18 protein-coding genes and 2 pseudogenes are annotated in these 24,541 nt (G+C 67.8%); 8 read left to right on the top strand and 12 right to left on the bottom strand.

The window, feature by feature from the left end; genetic code table 11:
* A partial coding sequence (locus ASC87_RS07945) for a group II intron maturase-specific domain-containing protein (protein WP_304440684.1) occupies positions 1-404 on the top strand: 404 nt, incomplete at its 5' end.
* A 253-nt stretch (positions 405-657) separates the two neighbouring features.
* Here ASC87_RS07945 and ASC87_RS07940 read toward each other — a convergent pair.
* Entirely contained in the window at positions 658-1,452 is a 795-nt protein-coding gene (locus tag ASC87_RS07940; RefSeq protein ID WP_082568470.1) for a response regulator transcription factor, read from the bottom strand.
* Positions 1,449-3,167, bottom strand: a complete 1,719-nt coding sequence (locus tag ASC87_RS07935; protein ID WP_157603899.1) for a sensor histidine kinase — start codon at positions 3,165-3,167, stop codon at positions 1,449-1,451. The genes ASC87_RS07940 and ASC87_RS07935 overlap by 4 nt, the downstream gene beginning before the upstream one ends.
* A gap of 222 nt (positions 3,168-3,389) precedes the next feature.
* On the opposite strand from ASC87_RS07935, the gene ASC87_RS07930 reads away from it, so the two are divergent.
* Together ASC87_RS07930 and ASC87_RS07925 are read left to right on the top strand one after the other, a co-directional pair.
* A complete protein-coding gene (locus ASC87_RS07930) occupies positions 3,390-3,638 on the top strand; it encodes a hypothetical protein (RefSeq protein WP_157603898.1) in 249 nt (82 codons plus the stop codon).
* Between the two features lie 120 nt (positions 3,639-3,758).
* Positions 3,759-4,010, top strand: a complete 252-nt coding sequence (locus ASC87_RS07925; protein ID WP_056659299.1) for a hypothetical protein — start codon at positions 3,759-3,761, stop codon at positions 4,008-4,010.
* Positions 4,011-4,049: 39 nt separating this feature from the next.
* On the opposite strand, the gene ASC87_RS31670 is transcribed toward ASC87_RS07925, so the two are convergent.
* Together ASC87_RS31670 and ASC87_RS07915 are read right to left on the bottom strand one after the other, a co-directional pair.
* A complete protein-coding gene (locus tag ASC87_RS31670) occupies positions 4,050-4,874 on the bottom strand; it encodes a hypothetical protein (protein WP_157603897.1) in 825 nt (274 codons plus the stop codon).
* Positions 4,875-4,998: 124 nt separating this feature from the next.
* Positions 4,999-5,550 (bottom strand): TetR/AcrR family transcriptional regulator, encoded by a 552-nt coding sequence (locus tag ASC87_RS07915; protein WP_056659293.1) that lies wholly within the window; start codon positions 5,548-5,550, stop codon positions 4,999-5,001.
* A 289-nt stretch (positions 5,551-5,839) separates the two neighbouring features.
* Between ASC87_RS07915 and ASC87_RS07910 the strand changes: the two genes are divergently transcribed.
* Positions 5,840-6,730 (top strand): SDR family oxidoreductase, encoded by an 891-nt coding sequence (locus tag ASC87_RS07910; RefSeq protein WP_056659290.1) that lies wholly within the window; start codon positions 5,840-5,842, stop codon positions 6,728-6,730.
* Between the two features lie 61 nt (positions 6,731-6,791).
* On the top strand, positions 6,792-8,024 hold the full coding sequence (locus ASC87_RS07905; protein WP_056659287.1) for an MFS transporter: 1,233 nt from the start codon (positions 6,792-6,794) through the stop codon (positions 8,022-8,024).
* A gap of 13 nt (positions 8,025-8,037) precedes the next feature.
* On the opposite strand, the gene ASC87_RS07900 is transcribed toward ASC87_RS07905, so the two are convergent.
* The 8 genes and pseudogenes from ASC87_RS07900 to ASC87_RS07880 all read right to left on the bottom strand — a co-directional run bounded on the left by ASC87_RS07900 (position 8,038) and on the right by ASC87_RS07880 (position 20,690).
* Positions 8,038-9,492: an MATE family efflux transporter gene (locus ASC87_RS07900; RefSeq protein ID WP_056659284.1), complete on the bottom strand. Its 1,455-nt coding sequence runs from the start codon at positions 9,490-9,492 to the stop codon at positions 8,038-8,040.
* A gap of 30 nt (positions 9,493-9,522) precedes the next feature.
* Positions 9,523-9,720 carry an MbtH family NRPS accessory protein gene (locus ASC87_RS07895; protein ID WP_056659282.1) on the bottom strand — a complete coding sequence of 66 codons (198 nt, stop codon included), beginning with the start codon at positions 9,718-9,720 and terminating at the stop codon, positions 9,523-9,525.
* Positions 9,721-9,787: 67 nt separating this feature from the next.
* A pseudogene (locus tag ASC87_RS07890) lies at positions 9,788-17,370 on the bottom strand (amino acid adenylation domain-containing protein); the annotation flags it as partial.
* A gap of 1 nt (position 17,371) precedes the next feature.
* Positions 17,372-17,741: pseudogene (locus ASC87_RS33130) on the bottom strand (non-ribosomal peptide synthetase); the annotation flags it as partial.
* 1 nt (position 17,742) lies between these two features.
* Positions 17,743-18,664 (bottom strand): AMP-binding protein (locus tag ASC87_RS33125; RefSeq protein WP_255358909.1); only part of this gene is annotated, 922 nt, incomplete at its 3' end.
* 59 nt (positions 18,665-18,723) lie between these two features.
* On the bottom strand, positions 18,724-19,040 hold a 317-nt coding region (locus ASC87_RS33120), incomplete at its 3' end, for an AMP-binding protein (RefSeq protein WP_235582101.1).
* 46 nt (positions 19,041-19,086) lie between these two features.
* Positions 19,087-19,704, bottom strand: coding sequence for an adenylyl-sulfate kinase (gene cysC, locus ASC87_RS07885; protein WP_056659276.1), 618 nt, complete (start codon positions 19,702-19,704; stop codon positions 19,087-19,089).
* A gap of 59 nt (positions 19,705-19,763) precedes the next feature.
* The gene (locus ASC87_RS07880) at positions 19,764-20,690 is read right to left on the bottom strand and encodes a sulfotransferase (protein WP_056659273.1); all 927 of its coding nucleotides are present in this window, start codon (positions 20,688-20,690) and stop codon (positions 19,764-19,766) included.
* Between the two features lie 496 nt (positions 20,691-21,186).
* On the opposite strand from ASC87_RS07880, the gene ASC87_RS07875 reads away from it, so the two are divergent.
* The 3 genes from ASC87_RS07875 to ASC87_RS07865 are packed head-to-tail and all read left to right on the top strand — an operon-like array spanning position 21,187 to position 24,532.
* Entirely contained in the window at positions 21,187-22,002 is an 816-nt protein-coding gene (locus tag ASC87_RS07875) for a cyclase family protein (RefSeq protein ID WP_056659271.1), read from the top strand.
* A 53-nt stretch (positions 22,003-22,055) separates the two neighbouring features.
* Positions 22,056-23,576, top strand: coding sequence for an FGGY-family carbohydrate kinase (locus ASC87_RS07870; RefSeq protein ID WP_157603901.1), 1,521 nt, complete (start codon positions 22,056-22,058; stop codon positions 23,574-23,576).
* Complete coding sequence (locus tag ASC87_RS07865) at positions 23,573-24,532, top strand: ABC transporter permease (RefSeq protein ID WP_235582098.1); 960 nt, start codon at positions 23,573-23,575, stop codon at positions 24,530-24,532. The genes ASC87_RS07870 and ASC87_RS07865 overlap by 4 nt, the downstream gene beginning before the upstream one ends.
* Positions 24,533-24,541: the final 9 nt, after the last annotated feature.

Raw genomic sequence — 24,541 nt, 5'->3', positions numbered from 1 at the left:
ACGTGGGGGACTGCCTGCAAGAGGGGCAGGGCTTCGAGTTCCTGGGGTATCGGTTCGAGGCGGGCCGTCGGCGCGTGCGCCAGAAGAGCGTGGCGAAGTTCCGGGAGCGAATCCGGGAGAAGACCAGTCGCCGCCGAGGCGAAAGCCTGCGGGCGGTGATTGCGAGCCTGAATCCGATCCTGCGAGGCTGGTTCAACTACTTCAAGCACGCGTACCACCAGACGTTCGCAAAGGTTGACGGGTTTGTGCGGCGTAGGCTGAGGACGCTGCTGCGATACCAAAGCAAGCGCCGTGGCCATGGGCATACGCATGCTGATCACCGGCGCTGGCCCAATGCCTTCTTCGCCGAGCAAGGGCTGTTCACCCTGCATGCAGCCCATGCGCTGGCGAGCCAGTCTCGATGAAGTAACCACCGACTGGAGAGCTGTATGCGGGAGAACCGCACGTACAGTTCGGAGGGAGGGGATGGCTGATGCCATTCCCTACCCCTATCNTCTCGATGAAGTAACCACCGACTGGAGAGCTGTATGCGGGAGAACCGCACGTACAGTTCGGAGGGAGGGGATGGCTGATGCCATTCCCTACCCCTATCGGGGATTTCCCCGCTCAGCAATGCAGCAATGGGCTAAGGCGGACAGGGCGCTGCCCTGAGGGCCCTCAGAGCGGCGAACTGCTGAACGAGTTCAGCGCACCCCACGCAGACGGCAGCCCATCGGGACGCATCGGTTTCGCGGGAGGGTGCGCCAGGCCTTGCTCGAGCGCGTAGGCGTAGAGGTTCAACTTGCCCTGGACGCCGAGCTTGCTGTAGATGACCGTGAGGTGGTTGCGCAAGGTGTGCGCACTCATGCCCAGGGCATCGGCGACGACGAGGCCTTTGGCGCCGCGGTGCTGCACCATCGCTTGCACGACTTCGCGCTCCTTGGCGGTGAGGGAGTGATGGCGCCGGGCAATCTCGGTTTCGAGCGAGCCGCACTTCGGCGCCAGCCCGGTGATGCCGCCGAGCAGGATGGACATCAGCGACCCGTCGAGCCACACCTCGCCGGCGTGCACGCGCTCGATGGCGCGCAGCACGTTCTCGATGGGGTCGGACTTGAGCACGATGCCGCGCGCACCGCGCATCACGGCATCGCGGTGGCGTGCCGGGTTGAGTTCGCCCGTCAGCACGACGATCTTCACGTTCGCTTCGTTGATGAGCTTCGGCACGCAGTCGAGGGCGTTGGCATCGCGCAGGCTCAGGTCGAGCAGCACGACGTCCGTTTGCGCAAGGGCCGTGTGCGTGAGCAGTTCGGTGCAGGTGGCGGCGGTTCCGGCCACGACCATCGACGGACCCGCGCTGCCAATGAGTTGCCTCAAGCCCCAGAGCATGACCCCGTGGTCGTCGGCGAGCATCACGCGGATGGGCCGGGCGGTGGGACGGGCGCTCGTTGAACCGTTGGTGGCAGTGGAATTCATCCGATGGCTCCAAGGAGGGGCAAGGTGATGGCGAGCTCTGTGAAGTTTGCTTCGTGGGTGACGCAGACGGTACCCCCGAACTCGGCGGCACGTTCAGTCAGCGAACGCGGCAGGAAATCACGCGGCGCAGGGCCACCCGGGCCGTGGTCGTTGCGCAGGCGCAGCACCACGTCGTCCAGGTGGACGTCGAAGAGGATCGTGACGGCCGTGGCCGTGGTGTGCCGCCGCACGTTGGTCAGCGCTTCGTTGACCATGTGCAGCACGGCCCTGGCCGCGGAACCGCGCAGGTGCGGCGCCTGGGGCGCGAAGATGTGGACCTTCAGGCCATACAAGGCCTGGAAGCGGGCTACCTGCCGTTGCAGCGCCACGAGCGACGTGCTCCCGCTGTTCGGGTCGTCGCCGCTGCGCAGCCCGCTCACCACGTCGCGCAGCGTCTCCAGTTCCTGCGTGGCCAGCTGCAGCAGCTCCTGGATCTGGGGCGAGATGGCGTTGTCGGGCCCGGCGTTGCGGGCGAGCGCCTCGAGCCCGTACTTCAGGCCGAGGTAGGGCTGCACGGCGCTGTCGTGCAGGTCGCGTCCGATCCGTTCGCGTTCACGCGAGGCGGTCTCGCGCTGGAGTTGTTCCAGCAGGTCGCTGCGCTCGAGCAGCGGCAGCGTATCGCGCATCACGGCGTGGAGCCATTGGAGGTCCGACGGTTTGAACGCCGACTGGTCGCGGTGCAGCCAGAGGTGGCCGAGCGGCTGTCCGTAGCTCATGAGGGGCAACGCCATGGCTTGCATGCCGTGGCCGTGCAGCGCCGCGGTGGCCGCGGCAGCGAGGGGGCCGTGGGCGCCCGTCCGGAGGTCGAACGCAGCCACCCGCTTCTGGCCGGAGCCGTCGGTGACACACAGGCAGCCCAGGTCACGGGGCAGGGCGGCCAGGCGATCACGCCAGGCTTGCCCGTCGCCCTCGGCCACGTCCGTTGCCGCACTCCCGGGACGCCATTGGATGATGCGGGGTTGCGGTCCCTGCAGGCTGATCGTGGCCTCGCCGAGGCGGAAGTGTTCGGCCAGCAACTGCAGCAGCACGTTGACGTGATGACGCAGGCCCTGGCGCGGGTCCGATCGGGTCTTGAACGCTTTCAGCAGCTGGAGGCGCAGGCGCAGGTCGCGCGTGGGGCGCGCGACGAATGCCGCGGCCGGGCCGAGCGCCAGCAGCACGAGCGGCACGCCGAGGGCCAGTGGGGGCACCGCGCCGCTGCCGAGTTGCCACGAGGCCAGCAGGATGATCGCAGCACAGGCCGACGCGAGCGCGGCGGCGTGGACGGCCCCGCCGATGAGGGCCAGCGCCACCACCGGCAGCACGGTGAGGTCGGCGAGCAGCGGGCCCGACTCGGGCATCAGGTGGGCAACGGCCAGCAACGCTGCGGCATCCGTCCACGGCCACAGCACCGACCCGGCGCGAGGCCAGGCATCGAGGGTTTGCCAGAGCAGGAACACGGACCAGGTCGCATAGGCGACCAGCAGCACGGGAATGGGAAACCAGGGGAGGCCCGATTGCGTGAGAAGGCCCGCGGTGCCCAGCAAGGCCAGGAGGGTGCGCATTCCGGCTATGGCGCGAACGAGTGCGAGTTCGGCATCCACGGGGCCCGTGTGCTGCGCGCCCGAGGGCAGTGCGCTGGGGAGCGGGTCGAGCCGGCTGTGGGCGGGCTCTGGTGTGGCGGTGGAATGGATCACGGTGCCGTCCTGTTGAACTGTCGGCGTGAAGGTGAGTATGCACAGCGGTACGCGGCGCCGTCACTGCGCTCTTCGGTCAGAAGCCCGCATATTCAAGCGTGGTTCACACGCGTGGCACACGCACGAGCGCCGAGCGTGACTTCTTGGCGCCTGGTGACGCCGACTGGCTGCTAGGCGTACGATGGGGAGGCCGTTTTGGCCTGACCCCTGTTGGAGATGCCCATGAACTTTGCTGAACGAAATGCCGAGCTCGTTGCCAAGTACAGCCAGGCGAATGCCGAGGTGATGACGGCGTGGTTTGCCGCCAGTGCCAAGTTCGTCTCTCTTGGTCTGGGAGGGCAGACCGTCAACCCCTCCGACGCCGAACTCACACGGCTCAACGCCGCGCTGCAGAACCGCATGGCCATCGACCGGGACATGATCGCGTTGATCCAGGAGGCCTTCGCCTCGGGAGGGAAGGGGCTCGGCTGACACGCCGGTCCGCCCGCTCCGGGTTTGGGGCGGGTTTCCCTCGCCGCGTCAATCGGGGGATCCAATCGCTTGAAAGTTGAGGCGAAAGGACTAATTTTGACTACGCGGAGGGCGCACAGCATGAACGACAAGCGTCAACAGATCATCGACACCGACTGGGTCGAACGGGTGCTCGCACGGATGCTCGTGATGCATCCGATGCTCAACGAAGCCGAGGCCATCGCCACCGTGCGCGACGTGGCCCGGTTCCCGAACTGGCTGGAGATGCCACCCGAGGTGGCTGCCGAACGTGCATGTGCCCGGTTGAGGGCACGAAGACCGGTCGTCAGGCCCGCTCCGGTCGTGTCGCCGGGGCTTCATCGCCTCATGTGAACCCGGCGTGCGCTGAACCGGTCCACTGTTCCGCTACGCCTAGAACCCCGAGAGGTTGCCGAGCAACTTCGCATAGGAGCTGTAGACCGCGGACGACGAGAAATCATCCGTGACGAAGGCCTTGTACTTTTCGTTGAGTGCGTCGCCTGTCGTCCGGTTGCCGTGCTTGATGTGATCGAAGACGTCCGTCTTCATTTGCTCGAGCTGCTGCCGGTTCATGCCGCGGGCAGCCAGCCCCTTGAAGGCGGTTGCCTTGTCCATGCCGACGATGGAAATCGGCCGGAGCGCCGGCCGTTGGCTGCTTGGCCGCGGCCCCTGTGAGCCCTGCGGACCTTGTGCACCTTGTGGGCCTTGTGGTCGCGCGTTCGGCCTTTGTGGTTCAGCTTTGGCGGGTTTCAGCAAAACCTCCAGCACGTCACTTGTCTTCTTGAGCATCGCGGCATGCATTTCCTCGTCGTTGAATGTGCGACGGAGGAGTTGCCAATTGGCCTTGAGCGGCACACTGGCAAGCGATGAGCCACGAGCGCCCCCCAGGATCTCGACGACCTGCCCGAGTTGTGCGTCGGTCATCCTGTCCATCTCGCGGACCGTGATCGAGCTCAGCAGCTTCGCCGCTTTGGACTCATTGGTGCTGGCCCTTGCGGCATCGGGGCGCTGGCTGGACCTGAACGAACTCGGCGGTGGCCCGCGGCGGTCGGTTTGCGCACCGCTGGCCGACGCTGCCGTGCGACGCGGGGGGAGTCCGTCCATGCCACTGGTACGCGGCGATTGAGCTGGCGGCGGCGCCGCTGCCGGGCCGTTTGACTTTTTGGTCTTGTGCCCGAACAAATTACTGACCGACGAAAAACTCTTGGGGAAGTGCATAAAGCGTCTCCGAATTGAATCCGAGTCTTGCAGGATCCTGACTGGGTGCCGGGATGGACACCGAAGAAGCGTTGGTCAAAGCGAAGTTCGTGGCTTGCGGTGCACGCAATCCAGAACGTGCGGCTCAGCGCTTCTTGCTCAACTCGGTGATCAGCGCAGTGAAGATCAAGTCGCTCGTCGCCGCGACCTCGGTTGCTGTCGTCGTACCCCATTGACGCAAGGACAGGACGCCATTGAACGCGGCCGAGATGGCACGCGCTGCTTCTTCCAGGGGGACCTGGAAGCGGCCGGTATCCACGAGGCGTTGGACAAGCGCTCGCATTTCGGCGAACGTCTCAGTGAGCAGTTCCGGATGCTGCCGGGATTGCTCCACGAGCAGGGCGTAGAGGTGGGGGCGCTTGAACGTGAAATCCACAGCATCATCCCAATGGGTTCTCAACTGCGTCATCAGATCCTCGGACGCTCCGGTAACGCGCCTGCGTGAGATGAACTCGGCCCGACCCTGCCTGATGAGCGCCATCGCAAGGGCGCCCTTGCCGCCAAAGTGATGGTAGAGCGTGGGCGCCGTGATGCCGGCCGCCGCGCAAACGGCACGGGTTGTCAAACCCGCCGGCCCGTGCGCCTCCAGCAGGGCCGCTGCGGCCCGAAAAATTGCGGTCTCGGTGTCGGATGCCACAGGTGGGTTCGGAAAAGGCGCATGAAAGAGTTCTGAGAGAGGACAAGTCGGCTCTGCTCATCGGGACAGCGATCTCGCGCGAAGTCGCTGTCGCTGGGTTCGAATCCATTCTACGTACGCAGCATCTCGCTCGTGTCGCGTGCGGCAGGGCGTTGGCGTCCAGCCTGCCGCCCGGAGGCCGGGCAGGTCCGGCGTCCGCCTCCCCGTTTCAGGGTACTCGCTATGCCGTCGAATATATCGATGATATATTCTGGGTGTAGCGACGCTATACACGCAACCCTCGCAGGCCTTGGAGTTCCCTGGCCGCCCCGCCCGACAGGAGAACGATTTGAGTACAAACACAGCCGTCAACATTGGCAAGCGCGCGCTGGTGACCGGCGCATCCAGCGGCATTGGCGCGGCCATCGCGCGTGAGCTCGCGGCGCTTGGCGTCGACCTCGTGCTGACGGCGCGGCGCCGCGACGCACTCGACGCGGTGGCCGCGACCTGCAAGGGCGTGAAGGTCGAGATCATCACCGCAGATCTCGGCAAGCCCGATGCCGCACGCGTGCTGTGGGACGCCGCGATGGCGGGCGGCCCGATCGACATCCTGGTCAACAACGCCGGTTTCGGCTACTTCCGCCGGTTCGACGAGGTCGACTGGGCGCGCGACGCGGAGCTCGTCCAACTCAACATGACCTCGCTCGTGGCGCTCGCGCGGTGCTTCGTTGACGCGCGCAAGGGCTGCACCGGACCTGCGCACATGTTGAACATCGCGTCGACCGGCGCCTACCAGTCCGTGCCGAACATGGCGCTGTACGCCGCGTCGAAGGCGTTCGTGCGCAACTTCAGCGAGGGTCTCCATGACGAGCACCGCGGCACGCCGCTGTCGGTGACCTGCATCTGCCCAGGCGGCACCGAGACGGCGTTCCATGCCGCGTCCGGCGGGGGCGACTACTCGTGGCTCGCGAACGCGTCGACGAAAAGCGCGGAGTTCGTGGCGCACGCCGCGATCCGCGCGATGCTGCGCGGCAAGCGCACGGTGGTGCCCGGCCTCTTCAACAAGCTGTCGTGCTTCGGCGTGCGCTTCTTGACGCGCCGGTTCGCGTCGCGGGTGGCGACCCAAGTGCTCGGCAAGCCGCGGTTCGAGCTGCCGGTGCGAAGCGTGGCTGAGAAGCGGGCGACCATCGCAAAGAACTGACCCCGACGCGGGAGCGGGCGCAGGGCCACAATCGCTGCCTTGCCGCACTGCCTGCACTGTCATGTCAGAACACCTTGCCGACTCCCGCTACGCCTGGACGCGCCTGGCCTTCACGCTCGCGTTGATGACCATTGGCAGCGGAGCCATGTACGTGGTGGCGGTGGTGCTGCCATCGGTGCAGGCCGAGTTCGGCGTGGCACGGGCCGATGCCTCGTTGCCGTACACGCTGATGATGGTGGGGTTCGGCGTCGGTGGCGTGATGATGGGCCGGCTGGCCGACCGCTTCGGGGTGATGGTGCCGGTGCTGATCGGTTCGGTCGGCCTCGGGGCCGGGTTCGTGGCCGCCGGGTCGTCCGGGGGTATCGGCAGCTTCGCGCTGGCGCATGGTGTGCTGCTCGGGTTCCTCGGCAGCTCGGCCACCTTCGGACCGCTGGTGGCCGACACCTCGTTGTGGTTCGTTCGCCGCCGCGGTATCGCGGTGGCGGTGTGCGCCAGCGGCAACTACCTGGCCGGGGCCATCTGGCCCCCCATCGTGCAGCACTTCGTGGGCACGGTCGGCTGGCGCCAGACCTACATCGGCCTCGGCATCTTCTGCGTGGTCACGATGCCGCTGCTGGCGCTGATGATGCGGGCGCGGCCGCCGGCCGCGGTGGCGCCGGCAGCCGGGGCCGCGGTGTCCACCGGCTCGGACCGGCCCTTCGGCCTGTCACCGGGCCACGCTCAGGCGCTGCTGTGCGTGGCCGGCGTGGCCTGCTGCGTGGCCATGGCCATGCCCCAGGTGCACATCGTGGCGTACTGCGGCGACCTCGGCTACGGCGCGGCCCGCGGTGCGCAGATGCTGTCGCTGATGCTCGCGTGCGGCGTGGTGAGCCGGCTGGTGTCGGGGGTCATCTGCGACCGCATCGGTGGCCTGCGAACGCTGGTGCTCGGGTCGATGCTGCAGGGCCTGGCCCTGCTGCTGTTCCTGCCGTTCGACGGGCTCGTGTCGCTGTACGTCGTCTCGGCGCTGTTCGGGCTGTTCCAGGGCGGCATCGTGCCGTCGTACGCGATCATCGTGCGCGAGCACTTCGCCCCCGCCGAGGCCGGTGCCCGGGTGGGCACGGTGCTGATGTGCACGCTGTTCGGCATGGCGCTGGGCGGGTGGATGTCGGGCAAGGTGTTCGACCTGACGGGCTCGTACGAGGCCGCGTTCATCAACGGCATGGCATGGAACGCGGTGAACCTCACCATCGCGCTGTTCCTGTTGCGGCGCGGGCGGCGAATGGTGCGGCAGGTGCCTGCCGTGGCGGCCTGACGCCACCCTGACCTCAGGCGTTGCCCGACGTGTGGGGTGCTGGCACCCGGGCTGCGCCCATCATGCGCGCGCCATCCTCGGCTTCAACCGGCGCGAAGGCCTTGCGCCAGCCCGCCCACCGGTAGTAGGCGATCAACATCAGCATGGCCGACACCGAACCCAAACCGAAACTCGCCCACAGCGCATTCTCGCCCCACGCGTCCATCAGCAGGGCCGCGGCCGGCAGGCGGATGCACCACAGGGCGAGGAAGAGGATCACGAGCGGCGGGATCGCCGTTCCCGACGCGCGGATGACGCTCGCCAGCACGAACGTGACACCGAACGGGATGAAGGACCACGCCACCATCGCATTGATGTGTTGCGCGGCCCGCAGCGTTTCCGTTTGCGCCGGCAGGAACATTTCAAGCACCGTGCCGCTGAAGCACTGAACCACGAGCACCATGCCGCCGGCCATCGCGACGCCGAGGGCGCTGCCCACGAGCGCGATCCGCCCGACCCGGTCCAGCCGTCGTGCGCCGAGGTTCTGCGCCGCCATGGGTGTCACGGCCATGCCCATGGCCAGCACCGGCAACTGGACGTAGTTCCACAGGTGCAGGCAAGCCCCGTACGCCGCCGACAGTTGAGCGCCGAAGCGGTTGACCAGCGAAATCATCATCACCATGGACAGCGACACCACGGCCATGTGGAGGCCCATCGGCATGCCCTTGACGAGGAGGTCCTTCAGGATGTGCCGGTCCGGGCGCAGCAGATGGGTGTCGCCGGCGTGCAGGCAGAGGATGTGCCGGGTGCGGTAGAGGTGGCGGGTCAGTGCCGCCAGGCCGATGCCTTGCGACACCAGGGTGGCGGTGGCGGAGCCGGCAATGCCGAGCGCAGGAATCGGCCCCCAGCCCAGGATGAGCAGCGGGTTGATCGCCATGTCCAGCCCGACGCAGACGATCTGGAACTTGAACGCCGTCTTGCTGTCGCCGGTGCTGCGCAACAGGATGGCCAGGAAGATGTAGGCCACCTGGAACGGCATGGTCAGGAACATGACCCGCAGGTAGGCCACGGCCAGGGGACCCACTGGGGGTGGGGCCTGCATGCGCGCGACGATGGCCTCGCACAGCACGACGCCGGCGAGCGCGATCAGCACCGCCAGCCCCACGAAGAACGTGGCGCTGGTGCCGACAATGCGCTTGGCTTGCGCGACATCCTTCGCGCCCAGGCGCTGCCCGATCAGGATGGCGGCCGCCATGCCGATGCCCATCACGACCGCGACGACGAACGACATCACGGCATTCGCGTTGGCCGTTGCCGCCATGGCCGCTTCGCCCAGGAAGTGGCCGACCCACATCGCGTTGACCGAGCCGTTCAGTGCCTGCAGCACATTGCTGAGCAGGATCGGCAGGAACAAGGCAACCAGCGTCCTGGCGATGGGGCCTTCGGTCATGCGTGCCGGTGTGGGACGGGCCCGGCGATCACTCGGCATCGAGCCCTCTCGGCGTGCGCCGATGGCGGCTCATGTGCGCAGGCTGGCCGGCCGCATGTCCGTCCAATGAGCGTCCACGTAGGCGATGGCCTCTTCGCGCGACGTGGCCTGGTGCACGACCGACCAGCCAGCCGGCACCGCGACACTCGCCGGCCAGAGCGAGTACTGGGCCTCGGCGTTGATGAGGACGATGCATTCGTGAACCGGTTCGATGGTGTCTGTCGTCATGGCTTGTTCCTTGGATGTCGGGGTGAATCGGGTGGTGGCGTCTCGACCAGAGGCTGTTCCCGTGCCATCAAAGCGCGTCCTTCAACAGCGCGCCGATGGCGGACAGGAACGCCGGGCGCGCCATGTCGTCGTGCGTGCAAGGGATGCCGTGCACGTCCACGCCGGACGCGACGTGCGGTGCCCACAGCGTGTGCAACGGTTGGCTCCGAGGTTCCGTGCGGCTTGCCTCGAAGAACACCGTCCTGCCGTTCACCCGGCCGAGGCCCGGCTTGCGCCACATGCGCAGGAGGTGCCTGAAGACCTCGAACAACCGATGGACCTGCGGCAGCGTCAGCACGGACAGGCGGTCATGCCGTGCATGGAGGCGTGTGAGGGCATCGAGCGGGGATTCATCCTCCATCACCTCCGCATGGGCCTGCCAGCCGACGATGTCGAGGAAGCGGCGCAACAGTTGCGCCTCGGTCAACGGCTGCGCCTCGGTCCTCTCCGCGGGATGGCTGTCGAGGAGCGCCAGGAGTTCGACCGTGTGGCCGAGCTGCTCCAGCCGGGTGGCGATGCGGTGGGCGATCACCCCGCCGATCGACCAGCCGAGCAGGCGATACGGGCCCAGGGGCTGGACGGTGCGCATCGCATCGATGTAGCGATCCACCAGGGTGCCGATGTCGTCGTCGAGCGGGTCGCCGGCGGCCAGGAAGGGCGCTTGCAGCGCGTAGACCGGAACATCGCGGCCCACATGCGCGACCAGCCCCGCGTAAGGCCAACCGAGGCCGGTGGCCGTGTGGACGCAGAACAGGGGCCGCCTGCTGCCCGTCGTGCGCAGCGGCAAGACGGTGTCCAGGCCGGCGGAGGAATCGCCGCTGTTCAAGCGGCGGGCGAGCATCGCGACCGACGGCGCCTCGAACAGCGCGCGCATCGGCAGCTCGATGGCCAACGCAGCGCGGATGCGGCTGACGAGGTGCATGGCGAGCAGCGAGTGGCCGCCGAGGTCGAAGAAGCTGTCATCCATGCCCACCTGGTCCAGCCCGAGTACCTCGGAGAACAGGGCGGCAAGCCAATGTTCGCGGGGCGTCAGGGCTTCGCGGGTGCTCGCATGCGAGGCGAACTCGGGCGCGGGCAGTGCCTTGCGATCGACCTTGCCGTTGGGCGTGAGCGGCAGCGCAGCGAGCACCACCACCGCGGCCGGCACCATGTAGGCCGGCAAGTGCTCGGCCAGGTAATGCCGCAGCGCGGCCGGTTCCGGGCGAGGCGTGCCGGCCGCTACGGCATAGCCGACCAGCTGCTTGCTGCCGGAGGCATCGTCCTGCGTGATCACGGCGGCCTGCATGACCCCCGGATGCCGCTCCAGCGTGGCCTGGATCTCGCCGGGCTCGATGCGGAAACCGCGGATCTTGACCTGGTGGTCGTTGCGGCCGAGGTAGTCGATGCGGCCATCCGGCAGCCAACGTGCGAGGTCACTGGTGCGGTATAGCCGCGCGTCCGCCTCCGGGCTGAAGGGATCGGGCAGGAAGCGTTCCGCAGTGAGCGCCGGCCGGTTCAGGTAGCCGCGGGCGACGCCCGCGCCACCGATGTAGATCTCGCCCGCGACGCCGATCGGCACCGGCTGCTGCCGGTCATCGAGCAGGTAGACCTGGGTGTTGGCCAGCGGGCGGCCGATGTTCGGCCGTCCGGCCTCCGGGTGCATCGCGCAGAGGGTGGCATCGACCGTGCATTCGGTGGGACCGTACACGTTGTAGACCCGCACGCCGGCCGTGTGGCACAGCTTGTCCCACGTGCTGGCGGCCATGGCGTCGCCGCCCACCAGGATGGTTTGGGGCAGGCCATGCGTGTGGTCGAAGAACCCGTCGGCCACCAGCAGGTCCAGCTGCGCGGGCGTGCAATCGAAGACGTCGATGCGCTCGGTCCTGAGGAAGGCCGACAGCGCGGCAACGTCGAGCCGCACCGGCTGGGGAATGATCACCAGGCAGCGGCCGGAGAGCAACTGCACCAGCGCCTGGACGGAAGCATCGAATGTGATGGCCGCGTTCAGCGCGACGCGCGTGCAGCGCGGACCTTGGCCATGGACTTCCTGCTCGAGCGCATGCCACAGGTTCATCACCGACCGGTGTTCGACCATGACGCCCTTGGGCAGGCCGGTGGAGCCGGAGGTGAACATGACATAGGCCAGGTGGCGCGAGGTCAGGCCGAGGGCCTGGCCATCGGGGTTGCGCTCGGCTTGCGGGTCCGGGCCAGTGGACGATGCCGCACTGTCGAGGATGACGATTGGCGTTGCCTGGCCGCACAGGCCGGACGCCTCCAGGCGGGGCCGCAGCGCGGCCCGTGTCACCAGGGCGGCGGGTGCGCAGTCCGCCAGCATGGCGGCGAGCCGCGCCGGCGGATGATCCGGGTCCAGTGGCACATAGGCTCCGCCGGCCTTGAGGATGCCCAGCAGGCCCACCACCATCTCCACGCTGCGGTCCGCGCACAGGGCCACCCGGGCATCGGGCCGCACCCCGAGCGCGAGCAGGCGATGCGCCAGGCGGTTCGCCTGTGCGTTGAGTTGCGCGTAGGTCAGTTGCTGCGCTTCATGGACGACCGCGATGGCATCGGGTGTTTGCGCCGCTTGCGCTTCAAAGCGCTGGTGCAGGCATGCGTCTGGCGGGCAGGGCGCCTGCGTGGCGTTCCAGTCCACCAACACCTGCTGGCGCTGGTCGGGTGTCAGCAACGGCAGGCTTGCCAGCGGCACGGTGTCGTCGTCCGCCATGGCCTCCAGCAGCGTGCGCCAGTGGCCGATGTAGCGTTCGATCGTCGTCCGATCGTAGAGCGCCGTCGCGTACTCCAGGGCGCCCACGATCCGTCCGTCGACTTCCTGCAGGGTCAAGGTGATGTCGAACTTGGCGGTGGTGCCGCCGGAGCCCTCGAGCGGCGAGACGGTCAGGCCCGGCAGCGCGAGCCGGTTCCGCGGGGTGTTCTGCCACGCGAACAAGACCTGGAAGATCGGCGCATGCGCCAGGCTTCGCGGCGGCTGCACCAGGTCGACGATCTGCTCGAACGGCAGGTCCGCGTGCTGCTGGGCGGCCAGCACCTGCTGCCTGCTGTAGCCGAGCAGGCCCGCGACGGTCTGATCCGGTGCCAGCTGATAGCGCAGTGCGAGGGTGTTGACGAAGAACCCGATCAGGTGCTCGGTTTCGCTGCGGGTGCGTCCGGCGGTCGGGCTGCCGATCACGATGTCTTGCTGCCCGGACAGGCGCGAGAGCAGCGTGGCCCAGGCGGCCATGAGCGTCATGTAGAGCGTCGCACCGTGGCGCTGGCTCAATGCGTTGAGCCGGCCGCTAAGTGCGGCGTCGAGCGCCACGGGACAGTGGGCGCCCGCGTGGTCTTGGCGTGGCGGGCGCGGCCGGTCGCTCGGCAAGGCGATCACCGACGGCATGCCGGCCAGGGCATGCTGCCAGTACTCGGCCTGGTGTTGCTGGCGTTCACCGCGGACCCATCGGCGTTGCCATTGGGCGTAGTCGGGGTACTGGATGGGCAGTGGCGGCAGCGGGTCGGGCATGCCGTCGTGACCGTGGGCGCCGTCGATGCGGGCTTGCAGGCAGGCGCCGTACAGCACGCTCAACTCATGCATCAGCACGCCCATCGACCAGCCGTCGAACGCGATGTGGTGCATGCAGAAGAACAGCACGTGTTCCTCCGGTGCCAGCCGGAACAGGCTCGCGCGGATCAACGGGCCCCGCGCCAGATCGAACGGCGCGTGTGTTTCCTGGTCCACGTGCCGGCGAAGCTGCGTTTCCCTCGCCTGCGGATCGGCCGTTCCGCTCAGGTCGTGGATCTGGAGCGCCAGCCCGGCATCGGGCGGGGCGATGACCTGCACGGCCAGCTCGTCATGTTGGCCGAAGGTGGTGCGCAAGGCCTCGTGGCGGGCGACGATCCGGTCGAGGGCCGCGGCCAGGGCCACGGCGTCCAGCCGGCCTTCGAGCCTGAAGCCACCCGGAATCCGGTACGCCTCGCTGGCACCCTCCATCTGGGCCAGGAACCAAAGCCGCTGCTGGGCGAACGACAGGGCCAGCGGCGCGTTGCGGTCGGCGGGCGGGATCGCTGTCACGGCAACAGGGCTCGTCTGCCCCACCGCCGCGGCAAAGTCGGCCAGGCCCGGGTGGTTGAACAGCGTGCCCAGTGGCACCTCGAGCTGCAGCGCATCGCGCAGCTGCGACAGCAGGCGCACCGCCAGCAGCGAATGTCCGCCAAGCTCGAAGAAGTTGTCGTGCCGGCCGATCGACTCGCGCTGCAGCAGCGCCGACCAGATGCCCGCCAGCGCGGTTTCCATCGCGCCTTGCGGTGCTTCATGGCCGCGGCTGATGTAGGCATCGCCTTGGGGGGCCGGCAGCGCCTTGCGGTCGAGCTTGCCGTTGACTGTCAGCGGCAGGGTGTCGAGCACCACGTAGGCGCTCGGCAGCATGTAGTCGGCGAGTTCCTTGGCCAGGCCGTCGCGCAACGTGGCTGCATGCAGCGCGCATCCGTCCCGGGCGACGAGGTAGGCCACCAGGCGCTTGTCGCCGGGCTGGTCCTCGCGCGCCAGCACCACGGCATCGCGCACGCCGTCCTGCGCGGCCAGCTTGGCCTCGATCTCGCCCAGTTCGATGCGGAAGCCGCGGATCTTGACCTGGTCGTCGTTGCGTCCGAGGAACTCGAACGTGCCGTCGTGCAGCCGCTTGCCCATGTCCCCGGTCTTGTAGAGACGCGCACCGGGGGGGCCGAAGGGATGGGCGATGAAGCGTTCGGCCGTCAGCGAGGCCCGGTTGAGATAGCCGCGGGCAAGGCCCGGGCCGCCGATGTACAACTCGCCCGGTACGCCTGCGGGCACCGGCTCCAAGGCGTCATCCAGCAGGTAGACCTGCAGGTCGGCGAGCGGCGAACCGATCCGGCTGCCCGCGCCGGCCTCGATGTGCGCCCGCTCGATGGCGCAGAAGGTGGCGTGCACGGTGATCTCGGTGATCCCGTACATGTTGATCAGCCGGGTGCGATCGGGGTCGTTGCGCTGGATCCACGGCAATAGCGTGCGCAGTTCCAGTGCTTCACCGCCGAAGACGATGTAGCGCAACCGGTGCGCTTCGCTGCTGCGGGCCTGCTCCGCGATCAGTTGCTGGAAGGCGCTGGGCGTCTGGTTCAGGACCGTCACGCCTTCCCGGCACAGCAGCGCATAGAAGTCCTTGGGCGAGCGGGCGCACAACGCGGGCACCACGACCAGCTTGCCACCGTAGGCCAGTGCACCCCAGATTTCCCACACCGAGAAGTCGAAGGCGAACGAATGGAAGAGTGACCAGACGTCGGTGTGGTCGAAGCGGAACAGGGGCTCCGTGACCGTCAACAGGCGCACGACGTTGCGGTGCTCGATCACCACGCCCTTGGGCCGGCCCGTCGAACCCGACGTGTAGATGAGATAGACCGGATGGGACGGCCGCAGCGGCTGCAGGCGATGTTCATCCGTGGGATCGGTGGCGGGCATGCGCGACAGCCGTGCCTGGGTGTCCGCTGCATCCAGCATCAACCGTGTCGCGCAGGCAGGCAGCTGGTGGGCGACTGACGTGCGGGTGATCACCCGCACTGGCCTGGCATCCTCGATCATGAAGGCCAGGCGTTCCGGCGGGTAGGCCGGATCGAGCGGCAGGTAGGCGGCGCCCGACTTGAGCACCGCGAGCAGTGCCACGAGCAGGTCGAGGCCGTGCGGCAAGGCGATGGCGACAAAGTGCCCCGGGCCCACCCCCTGCGCGATGAGGTCATGCGCCAGCGGGTTCGCCCGGCGATTGAGCTCGGCGTAGGTCAGACGCTGCGCCTCGAACACGACGGCGGTGGCATGCGGGGTCCGCGCGGCCTGTTGCTCGAACAACTGCGGCAGCGTGGCTTCAGGCAGCGGATGAACGGCCTCGCTCGGGGCTGCCAGCAGGCGCTGCCGCTCGGCTTGCGGCAGCATGGGCAGGCGGTCGACCGCCCGCGTGTCGTCTTCTACCATCGCTTGCAGCAGGGTGTGCAGGTAGCCGGCGAAGCGTTCGATGGTGGCGGGCTCGAACAGCGACGTCGCATATTCGATGCCGCCGTGGATCCTGCCCTCGGTCTCCTGCAGGGCCAGCGTGAGATCGAACTTGGCCGTGGTGTGCTCGCCCATGCGCAGCGGGGTTGCCGTCATGCCGGTCATGGTCAATGCCTCGGCCGGCGTGTTCTGCCAGGAGAACACGGTCTGGAAGAGCGGGCTGTGGGCAAGGCTGCGCGCCGGGGCCGTGAGTTCGACCACCTGCTCGAACGGCATGTCCTGGTGCTGCTGTGCGTCCAGCGTGCGCGTTTTCACCTGGCGCAGCAATTGGCCCACCGTGGGCGCCTGGCCCAGATCGATGCGCAGGGCCAGCATGTTGACGAAGAAGCCGATCAACGGCTCGATCTCCGCGTGGCCGCGATTGGCCACCGGGGTGCCGATCACCACGTCCCGCTGGCGGGACAGCCTGGACAACAGCACCGCCCAGCCCGTCAGCAAGGTCATGAACAAGGTGGTGCCGTGCCGGCTGCTCAACGCTTTCAGCCGGGTGGTGAGTGCCGCGTCGAGCGACAGGGGCAGCAGCGCACCCGCGTAGTCCAGGCGCGCGGGGCGCGGGTGGTCGGTGGGCAGCTCCAGCAGCAGCGGCGCATCGGCCAGTGCCGCTTTCCAGTACGCGGCTTGCCGTTGCAGCGCGTCGCCCGCCATCCACTGCCGTTGCCAGAGGCTGTAGTCCGCATACTGCAGCGCGAGCGCCGGCAACGGGTCGTCCTGCCCCCGTGCGAACGTGTCGTACAGCCTGCCCAGTTCGCGCAGGAAAATCCCCATCGACCAGCCATCGGAGACGACATGGTGCGCGGTGATCCACAGCGTGTGCGTGTCCTCCGCTTGCTGGATCAACCGGCCACGGATCACCGGGCCGTTTTCCAGGTCGAAGGGCGTGTCGAGTTCCACCGCGCGCAACCGCGCCAGGGCGCCCTGGGGATCGCCGTGCGGGCGCAGGTCCGTCTCCTGCAGCTGAAAGCGCGCTTCGCGGGCGGGAACCACGCGCTGCACCGGCGTGCCGTCCACCAGGGCGAACGTGGTGCGCAGTGCTTCATGGCGCTCGAGGATGCGGTCGAGGGCGAGGCGCAGCGCTTGCCCATCGAGGCGGCCGTGCAACTGAACGCCGAACGGGATGTGATAAGCACCGGGGACCCCGTCCATCTGCGCCAGGAACCACAGCCGCTGCTGCGCGAACGACATCGGCACATGCGCGCCGCGGCTGGTCGCCGAGATCACGGGTGTCTCCACGCGGGCCGCCTGCTGCAGGCGTTCGGCCAGGTCCTTGAGGATGGGGTGCGCGAACAGGTCGCGCACGGCGACGTCCACGCCGAAGGCCTGCTGCACGGCGGTCACCGTCCGGACGGCGAGCAGGGAATGGCCGCCCAGTTCGAAGAAATGATCGGTCCGGCCGACGCGGTCGAGCTTGAGGATCGTGCTCCACACCTGGGCCAGTTCGGTTTCGACCTGGCCTTGGGGCGCTTCGTAGGCTGCGCTCGCGCTGGTGCTTGCGTCGGGTGCGGGCAGCGCCTTGCGGTCGATCTTGCCGTTGGGCGTGAGCGGCAAGGCCTCGAGCATCACCACGGCAGCAGGCACCATGTAGTCGGGCANGTCGGGTGCGGGCAGCGCCTTGCGGTCGATCTTGCCGTTGGGCGTGAGCGGCAAGGCCTCGAGCATCACCACGGCAGCAGGCACCATGTAGTCGGGCAAGCGCTCGGCCAGGTAGCGGCGCAAGGCGGCGGGGTCCGGCCGAGCCGGGCCGGGGACGACGTAGCCGACCAGCTGCCGGTTGCGGGGTTGATCCTCGCGGGCGATCACGGTGGCCTGGGCCACGCCGGGATGCAGTTCCAGCACGGACTGGATCTCACCGGGCTCGATGCGGAAGCCCCGGATCTTGACCTGCTCGTCGATGCGGCCCAGGAACTCGATGGTGCCGTCGTGGCGCCAGCGGCCCAGGTCGCCGGAGCGGTACAGGCGCGAGNAGCCCCGGATCTTGACCTGCTCGTCGATGCGGCCCAGGAACTCGATGGTGCCGTCGTGGCGCCAGCGGCCCAGGTCGCCGGAGCGGTACAGGCGCGAGCCGGGCGGCCCGAAGGGGTCGGCGGCGAAGCGGTCGGCCGTCAGGCCGGGGCGGTTCAGGTAGCCGCGTGCGACACCGGCACCACCGATGCAGATCTCGCCCGGGCTGCCGATGGGCACCGGCTGCAGCAGGGTGTCGAGGAGGTGGATCTGCGTGTTGTCGATGGGTGTGCCGATSGACAGGTCATCGGCACCCGCCATGGGCGCGCTCATGGAGGCCAGCACGGTGGCCTCGGTGGGGCCGTAGGCGTTGATCATGCGGCGGCCRTGGTGCCAGCGCTCCACCAGCGCGGGCGAGACGGCTTCGCCGGCCACGATGAGGTAGCGCACGGAGGCGAGGCTGTCCTCGGGCATGACGGCGAGCACGGCGGGCGGCAGCGTCACGTGCGTGATGCGTTCACGCACCAGCAGGCTGGCCAGTGGCGCGCCSGGCACGAGGTCATCGAGGCCGGCCATCACCGAGGAGGCGCCGGAGAGCAGGGGGCGCAGCAGCTCGGAGATGGCGGCATCGAAGCTGGGCGAGGCGAACTGCAGGACGCGGCAGCCAGGCCCCAGCTCGCAGCGGCGCCGGTGCGTGCTGACCAGGTGGGGCAGGCCACGGTGTGGCACGAGCACACCCTTGGGCCGGCCGGTGGAGCCGGAGGTGTAGATGAGGTAGGCGGCGTGCTGGGGCGTGATGTGCAGGCCGGGGTTGTGGGCAGGCAGGCCATCCGGCGCGGCGCTGTCCAGGCAAAGCTGCCGCAGGCCGGGGGCAGGCAGGCCGACGCGGGCGGCCTCGGTGGTCAGCAGCAGGGCCGGCTGCGCATCGTCGAGCATGAACGCGATGCGCTCGGCGGGATAGTTGGGATCGAGCGGGAGGTAGACGGCGCCGGCCTTGAAGATGNAGCAGCAGGGCCGGCTGCGCATCGTCGAGCATGAACGCGATGCGCTCGGCGGGATAGTTGGGATCGAGCGGGAGGTAGACGGCGCCGGCCTTGAAGATGSCCAGCATGGCGACGGGGAGGTCGATGGTCCGGTGCAGCGCSACGGCGATGCGTTGCTCGGGCTGCACGCCCAGCGCGAGCAACCGGTGGGCRAGCCGGTTGGCGCGGGYGTTGAGTTCGGCATACGACAGCCGGACGTCGCCGAAGGTGACGGCCAGGGCCTCGGGGTGCAGCGACACCTGCAGCTCGAACAACGCCGGGATCGACGGTTCGTTCATCGGCTGCCGCGCTGCCTCGTCGACGCCTTGCAGCAGGGGTGCATCATCAGCGACGAACATGTTGATCGTTCCCGGTCGTGCAGGCCTGGATGCTGAACGCATCGAGAATGCGGTTTGCACAGGCCGCCACGTCGTGGCGGCTGGTGTCGATCCACAGCGCTTCTTCCCCCGGTGGCTCGTAGGGGTCGGCAACGCCGGTCATGGCCGGCAACTGCCCGGCATTGGCCCGCCGGTACAAGCCCTTCGGGTCGCGTTCCTGGCACACAGGCAGCGGCGTGCAAACCCAGACCTCGTGCATGGCGCCCGAGCCGATGATGTCGCGCGCCATCAGCCGATCTGCACGATAGGGCGACACCAGGGCGACGATCACGGCCACGCCGGCCTCGTTCATGATCCGCGCCACATGCGCCACACGGCGAACCTGTTCACGGCGATCCTGGCGGCTGAAACCGAGATCGCTGCTCAGCCCGTCGCGAAGCACGTCACCATCCAGCATGTAACTGGCGCGCCCCTCCTGCTGCATTCGATCCACGAGGTGCTGGGCCAGCGTGGATTTGCCCGCGCCCGACAAACCCGTCATCCAGATCGTGAAGACGCCGGAGGGGGCAGGCGTGAGCCGCTGCGCGTTGGGGGCGTGCGGAGGTTCCGGTATCGATGCGTGCATGAAGGGCAGAAGGCTTGGGGCCGAGGAGGGACGTTCGCCGGAGGGCGATGCAGGCCGCGTCAGCGCAGGCTCTGCAGTCCGGTATTCAAGTGATGAGGCTCGCCTTCATTCGCAGCGGATTCGATGACGAGTCGTGCCGCGCCATCGGTGCCCCCGCTCGCACCCGAACCGGCGTGGCGCACGAACTGGACCTGGCTGTAACCAGGCTGCCGCCAGAAGTTCAGTTGTGAGAGACGGTCCCGCAGGTCGGGCGGCAGCACGGTCGGGCGAGTGGCTGCCCGCACGGACGGCTTGACAAGGTGCAGACCCGGCGTCGCGATGCCGGCATCGAAGCCGGGCGCGTCGTATTGCAGGGTGTCGAAGCAATGTTCGAACGGAGGCTCCCCGAGGAACTGATAGATCAACGCCAGGGTTTGCGCCGGGAGGTTGGCGAGATGGTCGTACTCGACAAGCAGCAGCGAGCGTGCCTGTTCGCCGTAGAACGCTTCCTTGAGCGAGGCCAGCGCATAACCGACGGTCCGGTTCGGCAAGAGCATGGCCTCGGCCCGCGTATAGACCGTCGCGCGCTCCGGCTCATTCAAGAACAGGGCGGAGCGGCTGAAGACGTTGCGGCGCACCACGACCTCGAAGCTGTCCATGACGCTCGCGACATCGCGCACCATGCAGACCATCTTGACCTCGCCGAACAGCTCGGCAAGCAACGGCAATCTCGCCCCCCAGCCCCGGTTGGTGTCGAAGACGACTTTCCGTGCCGCGTTCTCCTCCGCGTAGAAGGCGTCGAACAGCCCGAGCAGGACGTTGCGTCGCTTCTCTGGCGACACCAGCGGGCCGTCCTCCCCCGTCATCTCGACGAGCACGGAAGACACCATCCGCGCCAGCGGACTGCTCATGCTGGCGTGGAATCTCGGGTTCTGCCGCAGCAGCGCGGCGAGCAGCGTGGAGCCGGACCGTGGCAGTCCGGCAATGAAATGAATTTTCGGAGTCATGTCGAGTGGGGCATGAGGCGTGGGTTGGGCTTGCGCGACAGCCGCACACATGCTTCCAATGCCTGTGATGTGGCGCGAAATGTCCATCAGTTCGGTGACGCTGAATTGACGCTTCCCGAGTCTGTTGAATACGAGACAGTGCGGAAGAGAAGTGCGTGATGCTGAGCAATAGGACCGCGAATGTCATGACGAAACCTTGACCATTTCATTGCGAAGCGACAGGCGGTGCCGTGCCTCGCGCAGAGGCCATCACGGTTCTCTGCGCCACTCACAACACTTCGTCACGGTGCCATCCCGGCCCCCCCTGCGCACCGCGTCAAGCCCATCCGTCATGCGCACAAAAGGGGTGAGGTCTGAGGTCCGTTGTCGTGATCTTGTACTAGCATGGCGACCGCTGCCCGGGCGGTGCTGCCTTCAGGCGGATCGCCTTCAGCACGTTTGCCCGGCGCTTGCCGAACATCTTGATATCGCTCCAGCGCTACCAGAAGGACCCGCCATGCCCCGCAAGTTCGTCGACCTGTCGATCTACCTGGAAAATGAAGTGCTGTCCGATCCCCCGGCCTTCGCGCCGAAGATCCAGTACTTCACCCACGACAACACGTTCGAGCAGATCGAACCCTTCTTCCCAGGGCTCAAGAAGCAAGACCTGCCCGACGGCGAAGGCTGGGCCGCGGAGCTGGTGCAGTTGTCCACCCACAACGGCACGCACCTCGACGCCCCGTATCACTTTCACTCCACGATGAACAAGGCGCTGGGTGAAAAAGAGCGCGCCATCGCCATCGATGAAGTTCCGCTCGAATGGTGTTTCCAGCCCGGCGTAAAGCTTGACTTTCGCGCGTTCGACGACGGCTATGTGGTCACCGCCGCTGACGTCGAGGCGGAGTTGAAGCGCATCGAGCATGAACTGCAGCCGCTCGAGATCGTGGTGGTCAACACCCGTGCCGGCATGCGCTATGGCGAGAGTGACTACGTCTCCGCGGGTTGCGGCATGGGGTACGAGGCCACGATGTACCTGCTGGAGAGGGGCGTGCGCCTGACCGGGACCGACGCCTGGAGTTGGGATGCCCCCTTCGTGCACACGGCGAAGAAGTATGGCGAGACACACGATGCGTCCCTGATCTGGGAGGGGCACAAGGCCGGTCGCGACATCGGCTATTGCCACCTGGAGAAGCTCCACAACCTCGAATCCCTGCCGCCCCATGGGTTCTACATCAGCTGCTTCCCGCACAAGATCCGCGGCGCCTCCGCCGGGTGGACTCGCGCTGTTGCCATCTTCGATGACCTGTTGATGGGGGACCGCGCTGCCGCATGACGCTGGTTCATGAGGCATCCCCAGATCTCGGGGGCGACAGTGAGAAGGCCGGCGTGAAGGTCGTGCTGGCCTGCGACCTCGGCGGCACGAGCTTCAGGGCCGCGCTGGTCGACGCCCAGGGCGTCGTGCACGCCCAAAGCGTGGTGCCCACCGTGGCCACGGTGGGCCGCATGGGCTGGTCGGAGTTCGATGCCACCGACTGCTGGCGCGACCTGATGGCACTTTGCTCGAACCTGGCCGCCGCTGCGCCGCGGCTGTTCGGCGCGGTGCAGGCGGTGGCGATTTGCGGCATGACACGCACCCAGGTCTTTCTCGGGCGCGATGGGCAGCCGCTGCGCCATGCCATGAGATGGGACGACGCCCGCGCGGAAGACACCGCCAGGCAGCTCACAGCCGATCTGCCCACGAACCATCCTGAACTTGGCAACGTCAACGCCTTCCATCCGCTGGCGCGCCTGGCCTGGCTGCGCGACGAAGAGGCGGCGACGTTCAAGAACCTCGCCACCGTGCTGGAGCCGAAGGACTACCTGAACTTTCGGCTCACGGGCCGCCAGGCCGGCGATGCCATCTCGATGGCGCGTTTGCTTGCCTGCGCGGCGCAGGTCGATGGCATCGATCTCCTGCGTGCGATCGGGGCGTCCTCGACGCTCCTGCCATCGGTGCTGGCGCCTTGCGAGCGTGTCGGCAGCATCTTGCCCGGACATCCCGCACCCCTGGACCGGCTCGTCGGCGTCCCGGTTTTCTGCTGCGCCAACGACACCTGGGCGGCAGCCGTGGGCCTTGGCGCGTTGAAGGCGGGCTGCGCCTACAACATCTCCGGCACCACCGAAGTGCTTGGCGTGATGAGCGAGCGCCCCGCCGAGGCACCGGGTCTGCTCACGGTCGACTGGTCGGGCCTGTCCATGCTCGGCGGCCCGAGCCAGAACGGCGCCGACACCGCCCGGTGGCTGAGCGGCCTGCTCGGCCCGATCGACGACGACGACCCTGCCGCGGTCGGGCGCGCGCTGGATGGGTTGCTGGCCGGCCGCCGACATGCGCAGCCCTTGCTGTTCCTGCCCTATCTGCAGGGGGAGCGCGTGCCCTACTGGGACCCGTCCTTGCGCGGTGCCTTCATCGGACTCAGCCGTCACCACGGCGCCACCGATCTTGCCTTCGCCGTGCTGGAGGGTGTCGCCTTCCAGAACCGTGTGGTGCTGGAACGGGCCGAGGCCGCGATCGGTCAACCGGTCACTGAAATCCGCTTCGGCGGCGGCGGGGCGTCCAACCCGGTGTGGCGACAAATCAAGGCCGACGTCTGCGGGCGGCCGGTTGTGGTTGGCGAGTCCGCGCAGCCAGGCACGATGGGCGCAGCGATCGTCGCATGGACGGGGCTGGGCCACTTCGCTTCACTGCTGCAAGCCCAGGTTCAACTGGTCAAGATCGCTGCCCGGCACGAGCCGAACGCCGAGCGCGCCATGGTCTATCAACGCCTGTTCGATCTTTATCGCCGCGGCGAACAAAGCCTCGCGCCGATCTCGCACGACCTGGTTGCGCTCTCCTCGCCAATGGCCCCATCGAAGGCGCCACCGTCGTGAAGAACCCCGTGTCGATGCGTGAACTCATCGGGCGCTATGGGACGGCCATGGCCGGGCTCGCACTCATCGCCTTTTTCGTGCTGTTCGCACCGAACTTCGCGTCGGGGGCGAACATCGTCAACGTGCTGAAGGACACGAGCTTCCTTGCCATTCTCGCGCTCGGCTTCACGCTCGCCTTCATCGTGGCAGAACTCGATCTGTCGATTGCCGAGATGGCAAGCCTGGCCGCCGTGGTCTGCGGTTGGCTGGTGCAGCTTCAGTACCCGCCCTACGTGGCCGTCGCGGCGGCGCTGGGTGTGGGCATCGCGCTCGGCGCGGCCAACGGCTATGGCGTCACTGTTCTGCGCGTTCCGTCGCTCATCATGACACTCGGCACGGCGGCCATTGCCAAGGGCCTGGCTTTCATGATCACGCAAGGCGTGGCTTTCGTGGGGCGCTGGCCGGTGGGTTTCACGGGGATCGCGCGAGGCAACACCTTCGGCGTGCCGAACCTGCTGCTGTGGTTCGTGGCGGTGGCAGGCTTTGCCTACGGCCTGGTCAAGTGGACACGCACGGGCGCCCACATGGTGGCCACCGGCGAGGCCGACGACGCGGCGCGGCTGGCCGGCATCGCCACCGCGCGAATGAAGCGCTTCGGCATGCTGCTGGCGGGCGCGCTGGCAGGCCTCATGGCCGTGCTGCTGGCCGCCAACCTGTCGTCGGCCGCCCCCAACATGGCCGGCGACTACCTGTTGTACGCCATTGCCGCCGTGCTGCTGGGCATGACCATGTTCGAGCCCGGTCAACCCAACGTCGGGGGCACGGTCTTCGCAGCGCTGGTGCTCAAGGTGCTGGGCAACGGCCTGGTGCTGCTGGGCGCGGCCTATTACGTGCAGGATATCGTTCTCGGCGCCATCATCATCGGATCGGTCGCCTTTTCGGCCAGCACGATGAAGAAGGCTGCATTCAAGGTCTGAAGCCCCCAA

This window comes from Rhizobacter sp. Root1221, from assembly GCF_001425785.1.
GTDB lineage: Bacteria > Pseudomonadota > Gammaproteobacteria > Burkholderiales > Burkholderiaceae_C > Rhizobacter.
Note: the sequence above shows the minus strand (reverse complement) of the source record. Positions and strands in the feature narration are given on the sequence as shown.